Annotated in this window: 14 protein-coding genes, 1 tRNA gene and 1 riboswitch; of the genes, 14 read left to right on the plus strand and 1 reads right to left on the minus strand. The window is 33.4% G+C overall.

The genetic code is table 11. The features are described 5' to 3' along the window. Window positions 1-114 precede the first annotated feature (114 nt). The 8 genes from IGL17_RS02545 to IGL17_RS02580 all read left to right on the plus strand — a co-directional run bounded on the left by IGL17_RS02545 (window position 115) and on the right by IGL17_RS02580 (window position 11731). Window positions 115-624, plus strand: a complete 510-nt coding sequence (locus tag IGL17_RS02545; protein WP_016618209.1) for an SA1002 family membrane protein — start codon at window positions 115-117, stop codon at window positions 622-624. 29 nt (window positions 625-653) lie between these two features. After that, window positions 654-2441 carry a glycerophosphoryl diester phosphodiesterase membrane domain-containing protein gene (locus IGL17_RS02550; RefSeq protein WP_016618208.1) on the plus strand — a complete coding sequence of 596 codons (1788 nt, stop codon included), beginning with the start codon at window positions 654-656 and terminating at the stop codon, window positions 2439-2441. Window positions 2442-2466: 25 nt separating this feature from the next. Further along, complete coding sequence (locus tag IGL17_RS02555; protein WP_002361287.1) at window positions 2467-2874, plus strand: NUDIX hydrolase; 408 nt, start codon at window positions 2467-2469, stop codon at window positions 2872-2874. Window positions 2875-3107: 233 nt separating this feature from the next. Then, window positions 3108-3308: a cold-shock protein gene (locus IGL17_RS02560; RefSeq protein WP_002355647.1), complete on the plus strand. Its 201-nt coding sequence runs from the start codon at window positions 3108-3110 to the stop codon at window positions 3306-3308. A 1326-nt stretch (window positions 3309-4634) separates the two neighbouring features. Then, on the plus strand, window positions 4635-6932 hold the full coding sequence (locus IGL17_RS02565) for a lectin-like domain-containing protein (protein WP_202255330.1): 2298 nt from the start codon (window positions 4635-4637) through the stop codon (window positions 6930-6932). A 1040-nt stretch (window positions 6933-7972) separates the two neighbouring features. Continuing rightward, a complete protein-coding gene (locus IGL17_RS02570) occupies window positions 7973-9322 on the plus strand; it encodes a hypothetical protein (protein ID WP_025193341.1) in 1350 nt (449 codons plus the stop codon). Between the two features lie 193 nt (window positions 9323-9515). After that, window positions 9516-10982 carry an AAA family ATPase gene (locus IGL17_RS02575; protein ID WP_016618226.1) on the plus strand — a complete coding sequence of 489 codons (1467 nt, stop codon included), beginning with the start codon at window positions 9516-9518 and terminating at the stop codon, window positions 10980-10982. 155 nt (window positions 10983-11137) lie between these two features. After that, window positions 11138-11731 (plus strand): helix-turn-helix domain-containing protein, encoded by a 594-nt coding sequence (locus IGL17_RS02580; RefSeq protein ID WP_016618225.1) that lies wholly within the window; start codon window positions 11138-11140, stop codon window positions 11729-11731. Between the two features lie 244 nt (window positions 11732-11975). Here IGL17_RS02580 and IGL17_RS02585 read toward each other — a convergent pair. Beyond that, window positions 11976-12047, minus strand: a tRNA-Arg gene (locus tag IGL17_RS02585). A 58-nt stretch (window positions 12048-12105) separates the two neighbouring features. Here IGL17_RS02585 and rpoN point away from each other — a divergent pair. From rpoN to IGL17_RS02615, 6 genes are all read left to right on the plus strand, one after another. Next, window positions 12106-13437: an RNA polymerase factor sigma-54 gene (gene rpoN / locus IGL17_RS02590; protein ID WP_002366210.1), complete on the plus strand. Its 1332-nt coding sequence runs from the start codon at window positions 12106-12108 to the stop codon at window positions 13435-13437. 200 nt (window positions 13438-13637) lie between these two features. Continuing rightward, window positions 13638-15515, plus strand: a complete 1878-nt coding sequence (locus IGL17_RS02595) for an acyltransferase family protein (protein ID WP_002398099.1) — start codon at window positions 13638-13640, stop codon at window positions 15513-15515. 125 nt (window positions 15516-15640) lie between these two features. Next, window positions 15641-16336, plus strand: a complete 696-nt coding sequence (locus tag IGL17_RS02600) for an ABC transporter ATP-binding protein (RefSeq protein WP_016618224.1) — start codon at window positions 15641-15643, stop codon at window positions 16334-16336. Continuing rightward, window positions 16329-17021, plus strand: coding sequence for a hypothetical protein (locus tag IGL17_RS02605; RefSeq protein WP_016618223.1), 693 nt, complete (start codon window positions 16329-16331; stop codon window positions 17019-17021). The genes IGL17_RS02600 and IGL17_RS02605 overlap by 8 nt, the downstream gene beginning before the upstream one ends. Before the next feature lie 75 nt (window positions 17022-17096). Then, a riboswitch (SMK box riboswitch) is annotated at window positions 17097-17192 on the plus strand. Then, complete coding sequence (gene metK, locus IGL17_RS02610) at window positions 17190-18374, plus strand: methionine adenosyltransferase (RefSeq protein ID WP_002355656.1); 1185 nt, start codon at window positions 17190-17192, stop codon at window positions 18372-18374. It overlaps the preceding riboswitch by 3 nt. Window positions 18375-18543: 169 nt before the next feature. Continuing rightward, window positions 18544-20010, plus strand: coding sequence for an MDR family MFS transporter (locus IGL17_RS02615; protein ID WP_002364774.1), 1467 nt, complete (start codon window positions 18544-18546; stop codon window positions 20008-20010). The last annotated feature ends 23 nt before the right edge of the window (window positions 20011-20033 follow it).

Here is a 20033-nt window from a genome sequence, read left to right on the forward strand (position 1 = left end):
TAGTAATAGTCGTTTATTAAATAACATGTGAAATGTTTTACAAATCCATTTTGGTTTGATAAAATAAACGCGAACATATGAATTTGTTTTCATTTGTTTTGGAAGGAGGAACGAATGATTGAATTGATTTTACTTTTGTCGGTGATTCTTTTAGGTTTATTGATTGGAAATAAAAGAGTTGATAAGTGGCTTTTTCTTAAGGCATTACTTTTGTTTTCTGTTATGCTAAGTGTGAGCATCTTAATTTCGGTAGCTATGTATTTATTATTAACAATAGGCGTTGCAAACGTAATAGGGCAGCGGTTAGAGTCGTTATTTCTTTTAGGGATAGTCGTTATCATCAGTACGAGTCTTTTGTTATATTTTTTATTGAATTTAACGACGAAAAAAATTGTTTTATCCATCGCTTTAATGAAAATAATTGAATATTATATTCAATGGGTATTGATTTATGTTACTATTTATCAAGTGATTTTTGATCAGTTTATTGTTTCTTCAGAAGTAAAAAATATGTTACAAGGGACTATTGATGAGCCAGTCGCAATCATTATTGTTATTTTGCCATCATTTATTTCAATTTGGATTGCCGTTGTTTTATTTAGGATTCGTATGGAAGAACTTTAATCAGATACTTTTAGAATGGAGGAGTTTGTATGTCTGCTTGGCAAACATTTAAAAATGGAACAAGGCAATTTTTTAAAGACATCTTGCAGTACTTATGGTTATTTTTTACTTTAAATGTCTTATTATTATTGGTGGGTGGAGCTTTTAGTTGGGCTACTTCCAACGCACTAAAAACTCAAGGTATTCCTTATCTTTCGTTTAATAACCTGAATTTACTGTTAGAAAAGCCGCTTGCTCTGGTGTTATTAATTCTCTTGTTGTTACTTTTTTTAGGTGCAGTTTTTTATCAGTTTACCTTTTTATTATTAGGGATTTTTCAAATACGGCAAGACCATCGTTTTCATTTTAAAGGAGTTACCAAGGCATCTTTTAAGGTTCTTAAAAAGCAAGGTGCCCGTTCGTGGTTATTCTTTTTCGGTTATTTTGTTGTCATTGTCCCTTTTGGTAACCTGATTTTCCAAAGTAATCTATTGACGAAATTTGTGATTCCAGATTTTATTGTTGAATTTTTGTCCCAACGAATTCCTTACTTGGTTGGGTTACTGGCCTTTGGGTTATTAGTCTGGTATTTAGCTATTCGTTTCATTTACACGCTTCCATTAATGATTTTGGAGAGAAAAAAAGCGGGCGAGGCAGTTAAGGCTAGTTGGTCAATGACAAACAAACGATTATGGTTCATTATTCGTAATATTGCATTTGTGACGATCGCGGTATTTGTTTCAACGTATGTTATTTATGTGTTACTTTATCTTCTACAGTTGAAGTTAGATACCTTGAGCGATACCTTTAGTTTGCTAGGTGGGATTTTAAATTTAACGGTTGTCCAATTTTTACAGTTTGTCTCTAATGCTTGGCTTTCAGTATTACTGATTAATTTCTTATATACACAATTAAATGTTCAAGCAGAAACGACGACAAAAGTTGCCTTTGACAAAGAAACGAAACGTAATAAATTAGTGACTATCGGAATGGGCCTAGGACTATTCACCATTTTTGGCGGCTATATAATTTCCAACGCTGTTTACTTAACAGGGCTATTAGAATCAAAACCTTTGATTATTTCGCATCGAGGGGTCACCAATAGTAATGGCGTGCAAAATACTATTCCTGCTATGGAAAGAACCATTAAATTTAAACCAGATTATATTGAAATTGATGTTCAAGAAACCAAAGACCATCAATTTGTTGTGATGCATGATGCAAACCTTCAAGAACTCGCCGGCGTCGATGGCACGCCACAAGAATTTACGTTGGCTGAATTAACAAAAATGACCGTTAAAGAAAATGGCCAAGAAGCACCAATTGCCAGTTTTGATGATTATTTAGCGAAAGCAAACCAAGCCAAACAAAAATTACTAGTAGAAATTAAAACGTCTAAACAAGATAGTCAAGGTGCGCTATCTAACTTTATTGAAAAATATGAACGTCCTTTGATAAAGAATAACCATCAGGTTCAATCTCTCGACTACAATGTGATCAAAGCGTTTAAAAAAGCCAAATCAAAAGTAAAAGTTAGTTTTATTTTGCCCTATAATTTCACTTTTCCAGAAACACAAGCTGATTTGTATACAATGGAAGCTACCACGTTGAACGATACCTTCATTTTAAAAGCTGACCAACAGAAAAAAGCAGTTTATGCTTGGACAGTTAATGACTCAGAGGTATTAAGTAAAATGCTCTTTATGGACGTTGCTGGAGTGATTACCGATGATTTGGAGTTAGTCAATGAAGAAGTCAATGACTTTGAAAAAAATCCATCGTATGCGGATCGTATTTTGCATTATATTTTTATGCTACCAAGTGTGGCTTCTCAATAAAAAATGAAGAAGAGGGTTAAACGAAATGAAAAAAGAATTTTCGCGAGTACTTCTTAAAAATCAATCAGATGAAATTCTTATTTTAAAAGATCGGCCAGACACTTGGAATTTCCCTGGTGGAAAACAAGAACTTGGTGAATCAGCGCTGGAATGTGCGATTCGTGAAATGAAAGAAGAGTTAGCAGTGGAAATTACTGAACTTGAAGAAATTTTTACTGGACCACTCGTTTTTGATTCAATCGTTTGGCAAGGACATTTTTATTTTGCCAAACAAGCCCAAGGAAAAGTTACGCTGAACGAACCAAATAAAATTAAAGGCGTACAATTTATTAAGCGGTTTGAGGAAGTAAATTTTTCACCAGGATTAGCTCCGCTATTTGATTATTTGGCGCGTAGCGATTATTTAAAGTTAAACAAAACTAACTGGAAATAGAAAGAATAGGAGTGTTTTTTGCTAGGGCTTTGTCAAGCGCATCTTTGATTATTTTAGAAAGTCCAAGGAAAAGTCGTGGGCATTGTTTATTTCTAATAAATATGTTATAGTAATTAAGTAATCAATTTTGATAAGTAATTTGAGTTATATATTTAAAAACTATACTTCTCCTTTTGCCACTCAACATTTTTTGCAATAACTTGCATATTTTTATGCACTAGGAGGAAATATATATGAACAACGGTACAGTAAAATGGTTTAACGCAGACAAAGGTTTTGGATTTATTACAGGTGAAGATGGCAATGATGTATTTGCACATTTTTCAGCTATTCAATCAGATGGATTTAAAACTTTAGACGAAGGCCAAGCAGTAACTTTTGATACTGAAGAAGGTCCACGCGGCTTACAAGCAACGAACATCGTAAAAGCTTAATAATGAATGAAAACGGACCACGTGTTGGTCCGTTTTTTTGATAGCTGTTGTCTGATTTCGTCATTAATTACATAGCAAAACAAAGCAGATGCCATTTAAAGGAGGAGAATCTGAAGACGACCTTAACTGAGCTGTTACTTGTAAGTGGATTATTTTGGCTAGTAATCATAATTGGTGTGATTGCGGGTAGCATATTTCTAATTAAGTATTTTAGAGGTCGGAGCTGAACGGTTCTGTTCCCGCCAATTATCAGGTTTTAAGCCTGGGACAAAAATCCAAAGTGATTTTTGCCCCAGGTTCTTTATTTAATTAGGGTATTAAGTTTTAGGTAAAATAATTAACAAATTAAAAGCAATTTACTATATAATCAGAAAGGGATCTTTAAGAGAGAAGCAGGTGTTTACTTGTCGTAATACTTTGTTTAGCAGATAGAAAAAGGAAACGTTATGCGTTACAATAGGAACGGAGGAATTTTAGCCTTATTGGATTTTTAGCTGAAGCAGAACAAATGTTGTCGCGTTAAGTGCGATTGAGCTTGCCACAAGCAACATTTGAAAAAACTACGGATAGAAAAATCATTCCTAAACAAGAAAAAAACACTCTTTAGATGAATAAAGAGTGTCCAGAAACGTTGATAAATCAACATATTTAAATAACGCGCCCTGAGGGAATCGAACCCCCGTCTCAAGAACCGGAATTTTATTGATGATTTTTGTGGAGATCGGTAGCGTTGATATATAAGTATTTGATACTTTTGATAGTTGTAATAAATTTTATAAAATTTTATGGAATGTTTAAGGGCCGTCCCTAAAAGTCGTCCCTATTTTGGAAGAGAAGACTACATAATTAAATAATGCTACTTAACTTGAATAATGTTTTTTTTGCAACTCGAAGGTACTACATGTTTTAGTTGTAGTTATAAGTGAAATATACAGAGATTATGGTTTTAGGTAGTAGTTTCTGTTGAAATGTATTGAGAATACTGGTTTTTAATGTCTTTGTTTGCATAGTAAATAAGTTCAAAAAGCAATGATTGTTAGCTCATGTGTTAGCAGTTATTACTTTTGAGTTTATTTTTTTTATTTATGAATTGATGCTATTGGGAAAGAAAGTAGTTGAATATTTATACTTTTCAAAAAAAGATTTAAACGATGCATTAATCAAACTTCTTTTATAATTTATTTTTAATGTATAAGCATTATTTTTGTCAATCGAATCATTGGATGATACCGTGGGAACATAGCACTAACGAAAATTTGTATATACAAGGAGCGGGTTCATGAATATTGGGAAAGAAAAATAAATTATAAAGTAGTAACACTTTTATTGCTAGCGATTACTCAGATTCTCTATGTGGGTTTTAACTTTACGTCGGCTGAGGCGCAAGGAACAGTAGATAGTAGTCGAGCTGTTGTTGACAAAGATAATTTTTTATATTTCTTCAGATTAAACGGCAATTCTACTTATGATGCTAGTTCAGGTATTTTAACTTTAACAACTGATGAAAAATATAAAGCTGGAAATGCAGCATTAAAAACACAAATTGATATAAATTCTGATTTTACTTTAGATGGTGAAGTTAATATTGGTAATAAAAATAAAGCAGAAAAGGGCGCAGATGGCATTAGTTTTGGCTTTCACCCTAATCCAACAGATATAATTGGTGGATTTGGTAGTACATTAGGGTTAGGAAATATACCAAACGCTTTTGGCTGGAAAGCAGATACTTATTACAACGCTGGAGAAGATAGAATAACAGGAAATGGACGTTTTCATGCAGGACCTGATCCAAAAAGATATGAAACTTCTTCTTTTGGGGCGTTTATGTACAACCAAGTAGACTCTGCAGATTCTGAAAAGATTTGGACTAATACTTACGATGAACCTGATGCTCCAGCTCAAGAAATTACCAGACCAACTGATAATCAATTTAAGCCCATTAAATTTGTGTATTCTGGTTATAGCAAAACTTTATCTGTTGAGTATGATGGGAAAAGATGGAGCAAACAGGTAGATAAATACTTTGTCGGAGAGCTATCTACTTTGTTAATTTCTGCATCAACTGGTGGTAGTACAAACTTACAACAATTTAAATTAAATAAGTTTGATTTTGTACCTAATAAGGGTATTTTAGAAACTAACAAAGTTTCTGATGTTAAAGAAGCTAAGCTAGGAGATATTATCACATACACTATTGAAGCAAAAAACCTTAATAAAGATACAAGTCTATTAAATGTTGTCGTTGAAGATGAATTACCAGAAGGGCTAGAATTAGTTCCCGACACGTTAGCGATAAATGGGGAATCTGTAGTAAATGAGTCCATTAAAGAAAATGGTATTAAAACAAAACTTGACGTTATCACGTATGAGGTTCCAATTTTTATTACATTTAATGCAAGAGTTACAAAACAAGATAGTGGAAGACTAACAAATACTGCAAAAGTAACTACGGAATATCCCGAAGATTCGCAGACACCAACTAATGATGTCGATGTTACAGAGACACCTACACCAACACGTCCAGTTGATCCAGAAGGCAATGAAATTCCACACGAAGGAATCGACTTCCCGAGCTATCCAGGAAAACCAGGAGATAAGATTGTAATACCAAACAAAGATATTCCAGAGATTCCAGGATATGATAAACCAACAGGAGACATTGAAGTAACAATTCCAGAACCAGGGAATTCAATTGATATCCCATACGTACCGAAGAAAGATACAGAAACACCAACACGTCCAGTTGATCCAGAAGGCAATGAAATTCCACATGAAGGAATCGACTTCCCGAGCTATCCAGGAAAACCAGGGGATAAGATTGTAATACCAAACAAAGATATTCCAGAGATTCCAGGATATGATAAACCAACAGGAGACATTGAAGTAACAATTCCAGAACCAGGGAATTCAATTGATATCCCATACGTACCAAAGAAAGAGACAGAAATACCTAATAAACCTAAAGAGGAAAAAGATACCCCAACGCGTCCAGTGGACCCAGAAGGAAAAGAAATCCCGCACGAAGGAATCGACTTCCCGAGCTATCCAGGAAAACCAGGGGATAAGATTGTAATACCAAACAAAGATATTCCAGAGATTCCAGGATATGATAAACCAACAGGAGACATTGAAGTAACAATTCCAGAACCAGGGAATTCAATTGATATCCCATACGTACCAAAGAAAGAGACAGAAATACCTAATAAACCTAAAGAGGAAAAAGATACCCCAACGCATCCAGTGGACCCAGAAGGAAAAGAAATCCCGCACGAAGGAATCGATTTCCCGAGGTATCCAGGAAAACCAGGAGATAAGATTGTAATACCAAACAAAGATATTCCAGAAATTCCAGGATATGATAAACCAACAGGGAATATTGAAGTAACAATTCCAGAGTCAGGGAATTCGATTGATATCCCATATATTCCTAAAAAAAATATTAATAGTAGCAATGGTAATGAAGTTGGAAAAGGATTCAGAAGTAAGGTTGAAAAAAATAGATTCTTGCCTTCAACAGGTACCAAAATAGATTCAAATATTTTTTATGCTGGTTTAATTCTATTAGTAATTTGTGCATTAGGTATCGGTTGGTCTCGATATTCTAATAAAAAAAATTCAAAGTAAGAACTAAATATTTAGTTCAGAGTTATTTTAAAATTGAATAATAGTAATTGGAGAATAGACTAGTTTAAAAAAATTATCTATTAGAAAGCAGAGGTGAAAATCTCTGCTCTTTTAATTTTTCATATTATTAATGAGGAAAATATATCTTATGGGAGGTCATGTATAAAATGGTGGAATCTATTTTTAATCATAGAAACTAATGAGAATATGTACTAAAATTATTGAAGGGAGATAATTTTATATCTATAATTTTATTTCTTAATGTAGATTTACTCATAAAGAAATAGTTAGTTACTTCTTTAAAAGAATTAAATTTTTTTATTACGTAATGAAAAGCAGTATCGTTAGCCATTAAAATACTTGCTCCAGCATTTGCTCTGTACTCTTTTGGAAGGTCTTCTGGAAAGTATTCATTTTTCGGAAGTCATATCGGAAAAAGCGTGCGTTTGGCTATTAATGTATGGAATATCTCTATAGTAATGGATAATTTCATGCATTTTAGTAAAAATTTTTTGTTGTAATATTAAGTCTTTATTTGTCGCAATAATTATCTCATCGTAAACTTTAGTAGTTGAACCAAGCATTCTATTTTTATTGATGGTTTTTGTGGAGATCAGTAGTATTGATATATAAATAATTGATACTTTTGATAGATGTAATAAATTTTATTGAATGTTTAAGGTTCGTCCCTATTTTGAAAGAGAAGACTACATAATTAAATAACACTACTTAATTTGAATAATGTTCTTTTAACAACTTAAAGTTACTACATGTTTCAGTTGTAGTTATAAGTGAAATATACAGAAATTATGGCTTTAGATAGTAGTTTTTGTTGAAATATATTGAGGATATTGGTTTTTAATGTCTTTATTTGTACAGTAAATAAGTTCAAAAAGCAATGATTGTTAGCACTTGTGTTAGCGGTTGTTGCTTTTTGAATTTATTCTTTTAAATTGTTCTTAAATAATACTATTAGGTGTATAATTATATTGTGAATAGTTTTTGTGATACTGAATAGTAGTAAATACGGGGGGATGATAATGGGAAAGCAAGTAGTTGAATATTTATACTTTTCAAAAAAAGATTTAAACGAAGCAATTCTTGAAATATTTCAAGAAGTACTATCTTGTTATGGAATGAACTCACAAATAAAATATGAATTCGAAGGAAAAGTATTTTATTTTGATTTTGAGACAATAACATATAATGAATCATTACATGTTATTTATAAATATGAAAAGAATGGTAGAGTGGGAATAAACGAAGTGGTGGCTTTTCAAGAATTTTTAAATGAAGTGAATATAAAACTAAGTATGAAAAAATTGAATAGTACAACTCTTCTAGATACAAATGCCTTGTTTTTTTCAAAAAAATTAATCCCGTATCTTCATAAGTATGAGTGGTCTATTAGAAAATTCATTTACCTTCTTTCACCTTCTTATTTTACTGGACCGTGGATAGAAGAATCTATTTCAGAAGAAAAAAGAAAGGCAATAAAAAAAAACCTAGAAGGAAAATACGATTCCAATAATCTTTTGCAAGAAATGACTTTGTTTGATTTAGAAGATTATTTATTTGGTAGGAACTATATATCAGTGAGTATTGAAAATGAAGAGAATGTTGTAAGATTTAGGGAATTAAATAGTGAAAATCTTTTGAGCTATATATGTAACAATGGTGCTGTAGTATCTAATCCGTTTTCTTTATGGGAGGAAATATTTAATAAATATGTAGATATTGAATTAGATGAAATTCATGAAGATATGAAATTGATCAGAAAAGGAAGAAATACGGTAGGACATAATAAAGAATTGAAAAGTTCCATATATAGTGAGTTAATAAAAAAACTAAAGAAATATATCGGGCATTTAGAAAATGCTTTCCAAAAGATATTAACTGGCGATGTTGAGAAGGAAGATATAAATATTGTTGCTGATGATTTTGAGGGCTACATTAAAAATCATTGGATTAGAAAGGATAAAGTAGACTACGAAATAACAGAAAATATATTAGATACATTGTCTGTAATACACAAATATGCTGAAAATCCATGGAAAACATCAGCAAAAAGTTTTTCTGAAACAATGTCTGAAATCGCAAAAGTTGATATGAGTTCATGGAAATTGCCGTCAAATAACTTTTCTGAGATAATACCTGCGTTCAAGCAAATCAATACAAATTCATGGACAGTCCCAGCAAAAAGCCTTTCTGAAACAATGTCTGAAATCACAAAAGTTAATATGAATTCATGGAAATTACCGTCAAATACTTTTTCTGAAGCAATACCTGTATTGAAACAAATCAATACAAATTCGTGGAAAACTCCAGCAGAAAGTTTTAAGAATATAATGCCTGAATTTGAAATTGAAACATTTGATCAAAGAGAGTAGATGTTAATTAAAAACTACAGTGATATTTAAAAATAATAATTGGTTTAAGTAATGTAGGGGTGTAGAGTAAGTATTGATAATGTAGAGATGCCTTTTTAATAAAACGTATATGTAAAAATTTAATAGGCAATTAGCTAAATATAAATGATGGATATTTGGTAGCCTTGCTGAAATCAAAGGAGAGTTTAAACAAGTGAAAAAACCGATTAATCTATTATCATTAATAGAATCTTTCGAGAATCTTACAGAAGAGACATTTAAAAAGAATAAATTATTTCTAGAATTTGATATTAGAGATACAGAAATATATCAAATAAAAGAATTAATCAACAATTTTAATGGTTCTTATCGTAGATATAGTTATTTCTACATTGGCTATACAATTCCACAGATTAACAAAGAATTTGATTTGTTAAGGTTTGGCGATGACTATATATTGAATATCGAGCTGAAGACTGGTAATAATAAAGAAAAAGCATATGAGCAATTAAACAAAAATAAATACTATTTAAGTAGTCAAAAAAAGAAATTATTTCTATTTACTTATTTTAGTGATGAGAATACGATCTATTCTTTAACTGAAGGAGGGGATTTTCATGAGACTACTTTTAATGAGTTAAGTCGATTGATTGATTCCCAAGCAGTAATGCATGTTGAGGATATTGATAGTCTGTTTGATCCCACGATTTTTTTAATTTCGCCTTTTAATAGTACAGAATTGTTTATGGAAAATTCTTATTTTTTAACTTTACATCAAGAAGAGATTAAAAGAAAGATTTTAGATTCTAATAAAAGGTTTGAAGTAATAATAGGGAGGCCTGGAACAGGTAAATCATTATTGTTATATGATTTAGCGAAAGAATATTTTAGAACGTGTAAAATAGCTATTATACATTGCGGTATTTTAAATTTGGGACATTTAAAGTTAAAGCAACAATACGGAATGAATATTGTTGCCGCTAAAGATTGTTTAACTTTAAGAGAAATGAGTCCAGATGTGATTTTTGTAGATGAAACACAACGGTTTAAACCTAGTCAGTTAGAATTTGTTATAGATTATGTAAAAGAAAATGAAATAAAAGCAATTTTTTCAATTGATCCAAAACAAATTTTAGGTGTTTGGGAAAAGGATTACAAAAATTTACAAACTATTATTGATACAAATTCTTACAATCAATATGAGTTAGGGGAAAAAATTCGTTCTAATAAAGAATTAGCGGCTTTTGTTAAAGGAATACAGAACTTAGATAAGATGCACTATTGTAAATGTTTTGACAATATTTCTTTACATTACTTTTCATCAATAGAATCGGCTAAAGATTTTGCTAATGAAATGACTAACGAAGGTTGGCAAGTAATAGATTATACTGCACAAAAATATGGTGGTCATTTTATCGAGAGAATGAAACTAGATATAGGGCCTTCTGTGCATGGAGTAGTTGGGCAGGAATTCGATAATGTATTAGTTTTACTAGGAGACATATTCTATTATGGTACAGACAATAGGTTAACTGTAAGATATAGCAATCATTATGATCCAGAAAGAATGTTTTATCAAGCCATTACAAGATCAAGAAAAAAGATAATGTTAGTTGTAGTAAATAATAATAAATTGTATACAGATTTAATTAATAAGATAAAGTTGAAAGAAGAACATTAAAATTATGTATAAAACCTATTAATTGAATAGGGTTAATAGGTTTTAAAAATAGAGCTAGATAGTCATAGAGAGTGAGTAAAAAGATATCACTTATTAGTGCATATCTTTTTTTACTCAAAAATTGATTATATTCTAATTAAAAGGAGGAAGTACATATGAAAGAAAAAGCGATTAATGAGTTAGTTAGAGAAGTGAGAATCGATTCTGGAATGAAGCAGAAAGATTCAAGAAAAAACGTGATGGGATCAGCTGTGTATTCACGAATCGAAAATGGGAAAAAAGAATTGACGGTTAATGAACTAATAGGCGTTCTTGGTAACTTACAGATTTCTTTATTTGAATTTGTTTCTTCTTACGTTGAACCAAGAATTTCTCAAAGTATAAGAAAGAAGTTTAGAGATTTATTTTACGGTCTTCCGTCAGAAGAGTCTCAAAACGAAATATTTATGATGTATGACAATTTGGAAAAGAGGTATCCTGATTTAGCTACGGATGAATTAGGTGTATATTTTGATATTAAGGCGATTTTTCATCAACGTTTTCCTAAGAAGATTAATCCAATTACAAAGAAACAGTTAAAAGATGTTTTACATAAAGTTGAAAGAAAATCTCGTATGAAATACTTTGATGAGGATTATAGATTAATTAGTCAAACGATTATGGATATGGATAAAGAAGATATGAGAAGAATTTTGGATAATATTTTTGGAGAAAGGACTATTGTCCCATTCTCCTCATTTTTTGTTTAAGGAGCAAAAATATGTACCTGATTAACTGACGTCTATACCATCTATATTGTAAAAATTCTTTTTTGGCACTCAATAGGGTTCTATTGTTTTTTTAACTATTTTTTTAAATTATAATAATTAGAAATTTTATATGGTAGATAGAAAAAAGTACCATTATAGGCTACAATGAAGAAGGTGAAAAAGCAAAGAGACATTTTCAAAAGGAAAATGTCTCTTAAAATCAGTATTCTCTGTAATTGAATAACGCGCCCTGAGGGAATCGAACCCCCGTCTCAAGAACCGGAATCTTACGTGATATCCACTACACTAAGGGCGCGGCACGAATACTAGTTTAGCTGATATTGACAAAAATTACAAGAGGGAGGACGAAAATAATGAAATTTGAGCAACGAATGTCCCAACAACAAAAACAAGTCCAGAAGTTGGCCATGACTCAACAGCTTCAACAATCCATTCAAATTTTACAATTTAATACGGAAGAACTCGCTGCCTTTGTTGAAGCGAAAGCACTAGAGAATCCATTAATTGATTTACAAGTAGACACGCAGTACACCACAGATTTTCCGATAACTAGTCGTTCTTACACCAACCAAGACGAAGAAAATAATTATATGAATCAAATTCCAGACTATCATTTATCATTATTTGAGTCTTTAATTGATCAAATTCATTTGAATTATCGAGATACATACTTGCGAACATTGGTATTGTTTTTAGTAGAATATATAGACGTGAATGGTTATTTAACGATTTCGTTAGAAGAAGCGGCAGAGAAAACCGAAGCAAGCGCCATTCAAATGCTAGATGCATTAACTTTGTTACAACAGCTAGATCCAGCAGGTGTGGGGGCACGCAATTTACAAGAATGTTTGATGCTACAAACAGAACGAGACGATACCGCACCTAATTTAGCGTATATTTTATTGGAGGAAGAGTTTGATGCCTTAGTGAGTCGTAAATGGGGCCCGTTAGCTAAAAAATTCGGGATTGAATTAGCAGAAATTCAATTGATCTTTGATTATATACAAACGTTATCGCCAGCGCCAGGGAATATTTTTGATGCGACCGAGGAATTGTATATTCGACCAGATTTAACTGTCCGAATCAAGGAAGATCGAATAGTGGTGATTTCCAACAAAGCCGGTCGACCGACATTAAATTTTCAAGAAAATTATTTCAAACGAATGCAAGAGACTGACGACAAAGAAGTCCAAGAATATATTAAGGATAAGAAAAACGAATTTGAATGGTTAGAGCGCGCAGTGAATCAGCGGGGGGATACAATTCTACGTGTAGGGCAAGAAATTGTGCGCCGTCAAGAAGCCTTCTTTTTAGAAGCAGATCGGCCATTAAAACCAATGACTTTAAAAGAAATTGCGGATGCTTTGTCTATTCATGAATCGACAGTTAGTCGTGCGGTCAATGGAAAATATCTAGAAACCACGTTTGGCGTCTTTGAATTGCGCTCATTCTTCTCCACAAGTATTCTTTCATCAGAAGAAGATGGCGAGGATGTCTCAACAACAATGGTTAAAAAGCAACTACAAAAATTAATTGATGAAGAAGTAAAAAGTAAACCGTTATCTGATCAAAAATTAGTCGAGCGATTAAAAGATTCAGGCATGGAAATATCCCGGCGAACGGTGGCAAAGTATCGTGAAGCCTTAGGGATTCCATCTTCATCTAAACGAAAACGATATGAGTAAACAACCAAAGCTTATGAGTGATTTTCATAAGCTTTGATTGTTTTTTTACAATTTAAAAAATGTTGGTTTTTTGAATTGTAAAAAAAGCCTAAAGGAGGCAAAGTTTGCTTGCCATTTCCTAGGAAAAAACGTATATTAAAGTTACTTGCTTCTTTAAATAAAGGAAAAGAATAATTTTATAGAAAAGTTGGAAAGCACAAATGAATCAGACAGCAAATAGCAAGAAAAAACGCTATATTACAGGTTTTGATGGCATTCGGACGATCGCTGTAATTGGCGTGATTTTGTATCACCTTTTTCCCCAAGTCATGCGAGGTGGCTACTTAGGTGTTCCGATTTTCTTTGTTGTTTCAGGTTATCTTATTAACGACTTGTTGCGGCAAGAATGGGCAGAAAATCAGACCATTGATTTAAAAGGATTTTATGTGCGAAGGATGAAACGGCTGTATCCAGCATTAATTGTGATGCTTTTAAGTGCAGTTAGTTATATTACACTCTTTCAGCAGGATTTATTAAACAATATTCGCAGCGTTGTCGCTAGTAGTATTTTTTATTACAACAACTGGTGGCAAATTTTTAAAGGGTTTTCTTATTTTGATGGATTTGCGACACAATCGCCATTTGTACATATTTGGTCATTGGCAGTTGAAGCGCAAAATTATTTAATTTGGCCATTACTTTTTATTCTTCTGGAACGCTTTGTTCGTAAGCGCGGTCGAATTTTCAGTTTAGTTTTAATCGGCGCCTTGATTTCGGTGACGCTGATGGCCGTTTTATATGTTCCTGGCGCAGATCCTACACGTGTCTATTATGGAACAGACACACGTGTTTTTTCTATTTTACTAGGTAGTGCATTGGCGTATGTTTGGCCAAGCACACGTTTGAAAGAAGAAATTCCAGAAGCCTCCAAAAAAATCTTAAATGGCGCTGGGTTAAGTGCCTTAGTTCTTTTAGTATTAGCCTTTTTAACATTATCAGATCATACAAATTTTGTTTATTATGGCGGCATGTTTTTAATTAGTTTGGCAGCCACTGTCTTAGTGGCCGTCACTGCACATCCAGGGGCAGATATGAATCGTTGGTTAACGAATCCAGTCTTTACGTGGATAGGTAAACGGAGTTATGGCATTTACTTGTATCAATTCCCAATCATGATTTTTTATGAGGCCAAAATTAAGACCTTATCGGACCATGTTTTTCTACATTCATTGGTTGAAATAGCATTAATTTTAGTCGTGAGCGAATTGTCATATCGTTTTATCGAACATCCACTGACACGATTGTCTTATAAGGATGTCTGGACTCAATTCACTGAATTCTTACGGAAACCGTGGGACCTTCGTGAAAAAGGGACAATGGCCTTTATGACAGTGATTAGCGTGATTGCAGTATTCGGTTTAATTGTGGCTCCAGCAAACGCTAAAAGTGCGCAACAAGAGCAACTAGAAAAAAATATTGCGAAAAATCAGCAAAAAATTGAAGAACGTAAAAAAGAAGTCCAAGAAAGTGGCACGAAAAATAGTAGCACGTCCACAGAAAGTAGTACAAAACCGAGTGAAAGCCAAGACGTTCTACCCACACAACTCACACCAGAGCAAGTAAAAAAAGCGCAGAATTTAGAAATCACAACTATTGGTGATTCTGTTATTCTAGATGGTGCTAGCGGGTTACAAGATATTTTCCCTAAAATGATTATCGATGGAGAAGTGGGCCGTCAATTGTATAGTAGCATTTCACTAATTGGTGAACTAGACAAAAAGAAAATGCTCAAAGATACTGTTTTAGTGAGTTTAGGTACGAATGGTCCTTTTACAGAGGCACAATTTGATGAATTTATGAAAGCGTTAGGTAATCGAAAAGTTTATTGGATTAATGTTCGCGTCCCAACTAGAAGATGGCAAAATCAAGTGAATAGTTTACTTAGTCAAATGGACAAAAAATACGATAACTTAACGGTCATTGACTGGTTTAATTATAGTAACGCCCATGATGATTGGTTTTATGATGACCGAGTTCATCCAAATGTGGCAGGCGGCGAGCAATATACACACTTTATCGCGGAGAAAATTTTACAGTAGCAAAAAACTTCCAGCTCAGATGAAAGAGGCTGGAAGTTTTTTGTTACAGATGAAGAAATCGTTTACAAAATATGGTGTTTACGTTACGATAAATAAATAATCATCGTTTTTATAGGAGGTAGATAATGAGAGAAAATCGGAGTGAGAACAGCGAAATTTATGCTAAAGATATTAGTTTTTTCTACAAAAAAAATTATTTTGTTTTGGAAGATATTAATTGGAAAATCGAAAAAGGACAATGTTGGGGGATTCTCGGGCACAACGGTGCGGGAAAAACGACACTAAGTTATTTAGTTTTAGGATTGCTGAAGCCGAGCAAAGGTGTAGTACATAATTATATAAAAAAAGTAGAATATCTTCCGGAAATGGGTGGTTTCTATGAACGACTGACAGTCAGAGAAAATATACTTTTTAAATTGGAGCTGTCGGGGGAAAAACAAAAGTCAAAAAAATTGAAACAAGTGTTAAAAGAATTTGGATTAATAGACTATCAGTTTAAACGTGTAGATAAATTGTCACAGGGATTAAAAAAAAGAGTTGCTTTAGCAATGCTTTTTTTAAGAGAGAGTGAAGCTTATTATTTTGACGAACCTACGAATGCTTTAGATCCAGAAATGAAAAAGAAGTTACGACAATTAATTATTCATTTAAAAGAAGCAGGAAAAATCATTTTAATTAATAGTCATGATTTAGCTTTCGTTGAAGAAATATGTACTAATTTTTTAATATTAAATAATGGAAAAGTCTGCTTCAATGAGCCAAATATAGGAGTCAATTTAGAAGAAATCTATTTGGAAAAAGTAGGTGGACACCATGAATAAAGAATTTTTTTATGAAATCCAAGTAGTGATTAAACGTGAGTTTCTGGAATTAAAAAGTCATCTTTGGAAATATTTCAGTTTAATGCTTTATTTGATTTTTTTTACAGTTTTCATTAGTAAAAGCGGCGGTTCAGAAGGAATTGTTTTGCCAAATGAAGCTAACTTATTTTCCAGCTTTACTTTGGCCGGTAGTTTTGCTGCTATGTTTATCATGAGTACAATGCTTCAAGAAAAAAAGCAAATGACCTTACCTCTATTACTTCTGTCTTCTGTCAATATAACTAGGGTAGTTGTTGGGAAAATAGTGGTTGCTGTAATGATTAGTGTACCTTTTCAAGTGTTTCAACTACTTATTAGTCTTGTTATTTTAAATAACCAAAAGAGTCCATATCTTTATCTCTTGGCACCACAGAACGTAGTTACTTTACCTTTTATTACTTACCTGTTAGGAAGTTTAGTTCTATTGCTTTCGGTAATTATCAAAGATAAAAAGGTGGCAGAGTATCTTTCTGTTTTTTGTTCGCTGACTTTAGGTGGCATTCTCGCAAGTGCCTATATTTTATTCAATGTACAGTTTTCTTTAGTAAAGATTTTACTTTATTTTCTGTTTTTAATAAGTTGTAGTATTTTGCTAACTATGGCAACAAGTAAGATAGTTAAAAATTCGCTATTCTTTATTGAATAGTGTGATAGAAATTTATAATAGGTTAATGATTTTCTTGAAAACCTAAGCTTTTTTTTTAGATATCTGGTATACTGTTTTTGTTACAAGTTCCCGAAAGGATTTAGCAAGTAATTGTCGTTACTGGCTAAAGATGCCTTGTAACCGAAACTATTTAGGGGGAATAACATTATGACAGAAAGACATTTATTTACATCAGAATCCGTTTCAGAAGGACATCCAGATAAGGTAGCTGACCAAGTCAGTGATGCAATTTTAGATGCGATTTTGGAGAAAGATCCGATGGCCCGCGTGGCATGTGAAACATCCGTAACAACTGGTTTAGTCCTAGTATTTGGAGAAATTTCTACAACAGCTTATGTAGATATCCAAAAAATTGTTCGTCAAACTGTGAAAGATATTGGTTATACACGAGCAAAATATGGATTTGATGGAGAGACTGTCGCAGTTCTTGTAGCAATCGATGAGCAATCACCTGATATCGCTCAAGGGGTTGACGCAGCCTTAGAAGTGCGTGATCAAGATGAAAAAGACGATATTGGCGCTGGCGACCAAGGCTTAATGTTTGGTTTTGCCGTTGACGAAACACCAGAATTAATGCCATTACCGATCGCGTTAAGTCATCGTTTGGTTCGCCGTTTAGCAGAATTGCGGAAGGAAAAAGTCTTACCTTACTTACGTCCTGATGCAAAATCTCAAGTAACAGTGGAATATGATGATCAAGGTCAACCACAACGTGTGGATACGATTGTCATCAGTACACAACATGATGATGAAACAACCTTAGAACAAATCGAAAAAGACATTAAAGAACAAGTAATCAATGAGGTGATTCCTCATGAACTTTTAGATGATGAAACAAAATACTTTATCAACCCAACTGGTCGCTTTGTAATCGGTGGCCCTCAAGGAGATGCCGGCTTAACTGGTCGTAAAATTATCGTTGATACTTATGGCGGTTATGCTCGTCATGGCGGCGGTGCTTTTTCTGGAAAAGATGCAACCAAAGTTGACCGCTCTGCTAGTTATGCTGCGCGTTATATCGCGAAAAACATTGTTGCTGCTGGTTTGGCGAAAAAAGTAGAAGTCCAATTAGCTTATGCAATTGGTGTGGCGCAACCAGTGTCTATTTCTATTAATACGTTTGGTACGAGTGATCTTCCAGAAAGTAAATTAATCGAAGCAGTTCGTAAAAACTTTGATTTACGTCCAGCAGGTATTATTGAAATGCTAGATTTACGTCGCCCAATTTATAAACAAACTGCGGCTTATGGTCATTTTGGTCGAACAGATATTGATTTACCTTGGGAACAAACAGATAAAGTTGAAGCGTTAAAAGCTAGTTTAGCTGAATAATTAAATAAAAAAAACAAGAAGTCAGCCAAGTATTGGCTGACTTCTTGTTTTTTTTGCAATAATTTTTTTATGAAAAAGCATTTTTTTAAGACATTTTGTTCTTTTTTGTATAGAATAGCTATGGAGCAATTTAGAAAATTGACAATTGAATAGAAAAGGATGTGAACAAATGGCAAAAGAAACAAATGTTAAGTTAGTCACGGTGAGTGTTTTTGTGGCAACATTTATGACAGCCATTGAAGGGACCATTGTGTCTACTGCGATGCCAACGATTGTCGGCTCGTTACATGGCATGGAAATTATGAACTGGGTATTTTCAATTTATTTATTAACGAATGCGATGTTAACACCGATTTATGGGAAACTTGCGGATAAAATTGGTCGTAAACCTGTCTTCATGATTGGCATTATTATTTTTATTTTGGGCTCCTCGTTGTGTGGCTTTGCCCAAGATATGTTGACCTTAATTATTGCCCGCGCAATTCAAGGTGTGGGGGCAGGCGCAATTTTACCAGTTGCGTTAACGATTATTGCCGATATGTATTCATTGGACAAGCGAGCGAAAATTTTAGGTTTAAACAGTGCCGCCTGGGGAATTGCTAGTATTTTTGGTCCGTTAGCAGGTGGTTTTATTGTAGATACAGTCGGTTGGCATTGGATTTTCTTCATTAATGTTCCTATTGGACTTGTTTTATTGGGCTTGATTAGTATTTTCTTAGTTGAACCAAAGCGGGAACGGACCAAGATGCCAATGGATATTTTGGGCAGCGTCACTTTGATGGCAGTGCTGCTAACGTTATTGCTAGGTTTTCAAATGATTAGCGATAATGGTTTTACATTAGTAACATTTGGTTGTTTGAGTTTGAGTGTGCTCTTTTTTGTAGCGTTTGTGATGATAGAAAAACGCGCGCAAGACCCAGTGATTGATTTGCATTTATTTAATCAACCAACGTTTGTTTTAGTAAATCTTATTGCAGCGCTTATTAGCGGTTTCTTAATGGGGATTGATGTCTACATTCCGATGTGGATGCAAGGTGTCTTAGGAAAAAGTGCAGGAATTGGTGGCTTAGTTTTAGCGCCTATGTCGTTACTTTGGATGGCTGGATCATTTATAGCAAGTAGCTTTATGGAAAAATATGCTATGAAAAAAGTCTTAACGATTGGGTTATCGATTCTATTAGTCGGGGCCATCTTTTTAGTGGTAATGCCAATGGCCGTTCCGTTTTGGCTTTTCTTTGTAGTGTCTTCTGTCTTAGGAGTTGGTTTTGGGATTACTATCACAACGACTACGGTGACAGCACAAAGTACAGTGGAGCCTGAAAAAATGGGGGTTGCAACATCGTTTAATACGTTGGTGCGTACAATTGGGCAGACTGTGATGGTGTCAATTTTTGGTGTGATTTTAAATGCAGGAATGTTTGCGAAATTGGAAGCGAGCGCGTTAAACGTCGATGCAGATGTCATGAATCAATTAGTGAATCCACATACTGCAAATTTAATTCCAGCTGCGTTGTTAAAACCATTACGCGGTATCCTCTATGCAGGTCTGCATAATGTTTACTTAGTCGGTGCGGGCTTAGTTGTTGTCGCTCTTTTGTTAAATATTTTCGCAAAAGCGCAACGAGCGAAGGTTTAGTGGTACACTAATAGAAAGAGTAT

This window comes from Enterococcus sp. AZ088, from assembly GCF_051714845.1.
Classification (GTDB): Bacteria; Bacillota; Bacilli; order Lactobacillales; family Enterococcaceae; genus Enterococcus; species Enterococcus faecalis.